Origin of the sequence: Dysgonomonas sp. HGC4 (assembly GCF_001261715.1) — a bacterium.
GTDB lineage: Bacteria > Bacteroidota > Bacteroidia > Bacteroidales > Dysgonomonadaceae > Dysgonomonas_A.
Map to the genome: position 1 here is coordinate 1 of NZ_CVRU01000043.1, position 3,848 is coordinate 3,848.

Annotated in this window: 2 protein-coding genes and 1 riboswitch; both genes read left to right on the plus strand. The window is 35.7% G+C overall.

The genetic code is table 11. The features are described 5' to 3' along the window. Positions 1-16 precede the first annotated feature (16 nt). Positions 17-216, plus strand: a riboswitch (cobalamin riboswitch). 128 nt (positions 217-344) lie between these two features. Next, positions 345-2,624, plus strand: a complete 2,280-nt coding sequence (locus HGC4_RS04015; RefSeq protein ID WP_082204064.1) for a TonB-dependent receptor — start codon at positions 345-347, stop codon at positions 2,622-2,624. A 21-nt stretch (positions 2,625-2,645) separates the two neighbouring features. Beyond that, positions 2,646-3,719, plus strand: a complete 1,074-nt coding sequence (locus HGC4_RS04020) for a sirohydrochlorin cobaltochelatase (protein ID WP_050708838.1) — start codon at positions 2,646-2,648, stop codon at positions 3,717-3,719. Positions 3,720-3,848: the final 129 nt, after the last annotated feature.

The following is a 3,848-nucleotide window of genomic DNA, read 5'->3' on the forward strand; positions in this document are numbered from 1 at the left end:
ATATAAATATATTTTATACCTTTGCCGCTGATTTAGTAATTGAAGTATTTCTTATACTTTAATGAAAGGGAACCCGGTGAAAATCCGGGGCTGTACCTGCAGCTGTAATTCCTCATTATGTTGGTCAAAATTTCTATAACCACTATATCGGATAGATATGGGAAGGTTTTTGACCAGAGGATAGCCAGAAGACCTGCTAGATCATAATAAACACCAAGCTTCCAGGAATAGAAAGCTGTGTATGATACTCGCAAAAAGGTATTTATCACTATTTTATTTAGCAGTAATAAGCTGCGTAAAGGAAACTCGATGTTTTATTTTATTTGACTAAAATAAAACAAAATATGAGCCATCGTACATTATTAACCCTAGTGACGCTCTTAATAAGTTGTCACTTGCTGTATGCACAAAAATTCTCGATCAAAGGGTCTATCACTGACTTTTCGAATAAGGAAGCACTCATTGGTGCAACCATCCATCTCCATAATACCAACATCAGTGTATCTACTGATAAAGACGGTAATTATGCAATCAACCATCTATCGCCCAATACTTACACTCTAATTGCATCTTACATTGGCTATACTCCTGCAGAAAGCACTATAACAATCAAAGACACTTCAGTTCTTGTCAATTTGACCTTGAAGAGCAAACCCACCTCAATGAATGAGATAGTAGTTACAGGAACAGGAACTGAGCACTATCTTAAGGATGCTCCTGTGCAGACTGAAGTGATTAAGGGTGCTGCATTAAAAGAGTATGCGGGTCGAGACATAGAAGATGTATTAGGTGGATTATCTTCTTCTCTCACTTTCAATCGAAACGACATGGGAAGTAACCTTCAATTAAACGGATTGAAAAACGATTACATCCTAATTCTTATCGACGGTAAACGGATAAATGGCGACGTTGGTGGTCAGAACGATTTAAGCCGAATCAATATGCATAATATTGATCGAATTGAAATTGTAAAAGGTGCAGTATCTTCTCTATATGGTTCGGATGCAATTGGAGGTGTTATCAATTTCATATCAAAGAAAAACAAAGATAAATTCAGTGCATCCAATACAACCCGAATTGGAGAATACGGGGATATAGACCAAGGAAACAGCTTTAGTTTCAACCATGGTAAATGGAATTCAACAAGCTCATTCATCTTTAATCATACAGACGGATGGAGAAATACTACCCAAGAATGGCATCGAAATACATTATACAATAACAGTGTTACCAAGACAGTAAACAGATCGACTAACTATACGCTGTCACAGAATTTATCTTATCAAGTAAATAAAAACTTAATCTTAACAGCAGATGCCTCATTTCATGAGAAATGGACTTATCGCCCGACAGGGATTCCATTATGGAGATTAAATGATTTTTATTATCGTAATCAGACCTACGCAGCAGGAGCAAAATACAATCTTACAGGAAAGAATTTTCTTTCATTCGATTTATCTTATGATCGTTATGACTATTACTATGATTATACAAACCGTGAATATACCGACTATTTTGATGAAAACGGAAATAGGATCGTTTACTATCCCGATGACCGTATTCTTCAAACATCTCAACGCCGATGGTTAAGCAACTCAAAAGGTGTCTTTTATTTAGGTAAAGAGAATACGCTAAGTGCAGGTTTAGAGTATATGTGGGACGAGCTAGTGTCGCCTCGTAGATTGCAGGGAGATAGGTCTTCTACTTACGCTTTATCTCCTTACGTGCAAGATGAATGGAATATAACAGATCAGTTCAACATAACAGCAGGTTTAAGACTAGATTATAATAAAGATTTTGGACAGACCCTAACTCCCAAAATTTCGGCAATGTATAAGTTAGGAGACTTCAATCTGCGTGCCACCTATTCCAATGGCTTTAAAGCTCCGACTATAAAAGAGTTATACTACCAATATTATGCCACAATTATGAGTAAGTATAAGGCTTATTATGGTAATAGGGATCTAAAACCTCAAAAATCGAATTACTATGCTACAAGCATTGAATACCACTTACCTAAATTTAAAGCAAGCATAACAGGCTTTCACAATAGTATTCGAGACATGATCTCCCTTCAAACAATTCCAACTTCAGTTGAAGATAAAATGCAGTTGGTAGAAGAAACCATGCAGTATGTCAATTTAGCGAAAGCACGTACCTATGGGGTTGATGTTACTTTTGATGCCGATTTACCAATGAACATAAAAATTGGTGGCGGATACAGTTATTTAGATGCAAAAGCTCAACGAACTGATGATGAAACATCTGACGATTATATGAAATATGTATATATGAATGCCACATCTCGTCATAATATCGCATTCCGCTCATCTTGGTCTCACTCGTGGCAGAAATACAAATTGGGAGTAAGTTTAAATGGGCGATATCAATCTAAACGGTATTACACTTCCGATGGAAATACGAAAGGTTTTCAATTGTGGCGTATAAATACTTCTCATTCTGTACTAAACAAGAAAAAATGGAATCTCGACATTAATCTGGGAGTAGATAATATCTTTAACTATGTAGACCGTACTCCTTTTGGTCATAACAGAGCAACAACCTCTCCGGGTAGAAACTATTATACTTCAGTTACTATAAAATTCCAAAATCAAAATAAATAATACTTATTAAATTATTCTATTATGAAAACAATTCTAAAAAACTTGTTTGCCTTGACTTTATTTCTGTCAATAGGCATATTCACTTCATGTTCTGATGATGATGACAACAAGAAAGATGACAGAAACCCAGTTCAAATCGCTAAAAATCACGACACAGCTTTATTACTCTGTTCATTCGGTAGTACATATGAACAACCACAAGCTACTTACGAAAAAATTATAGCCGATTATAAAGCTGCTTATCCTAACACGGATATTTATCTCTCGTTTACATCACGTACGATCGTATCGCGTGTTTATGCACAGTTGGGTAAAGCTTTTGCACAACCCGATCTTTGGTTAACAGCTATTGGTGCTGCAGGCTATAAAACAGTTTATGTACAATCGTTACACATTATACCAGGAGAAGAGTATCTAAGTTTGATGAATACTGACGTGAAGAAGAACTTTATGGTTCCATTTCCTGATATTAGAGTTGCTAAAAGTTCGTGTCTGCTTGAAGCCGATGAAGACGTAGAAGCTGTATCAAAAGTTCTTTATAACTATTACAAGCCTCGTTTAGATAAAGGAGAACTAGTTGCGCTTATGGGACATGGCAACCCCGATAAAGAATATAATCAGGCAAATGCAATGTATGATAAACTTGAAGTGGCATTGCAAAAATTAAGTGGCGAAAAAAACATATTTGTTGGAACAGTAGATTGGGGTGACAAAATGTTTTCTCACATAAGAGAAGAAGTAACAAGCTTTGCTCAAAGAAAAGGCAAGCAACCTAAAGATATTACAATTAGCCTTTCTCCACTTATGTCAATTGCTGGTGATCATGCCCAAAACGATCTGCTTGGAGATTTGGAAGATGGACAAACGGTTGATAAAGTAGACCCCAATGAAAATGATCATGAGGCTCAATATAGTTGGAAACTGAAACTCGAAAAGATGGGCTTTATTATTAGTACAAACGGAACTCTTACTGGGTCTAATAATTTTAATGTTATAGGTTTAGCAGATCATAAAGATATACGTACTATCTGGGTGAATCACATGAAAGAAGCAGTTAAAAACGCTGAATCTTGGAATGAGCATTTAGGATTGTAAAAGTAATCAAGAGATCTTTTTTACAGATGAAGCTATCTAAATTGGAGTAATGATATTTATCTTAATTCAGACCAAGGTCATCAATATAACTAATAATAAAGCAAGCCCTAAAAAAGAGGGAATACAATT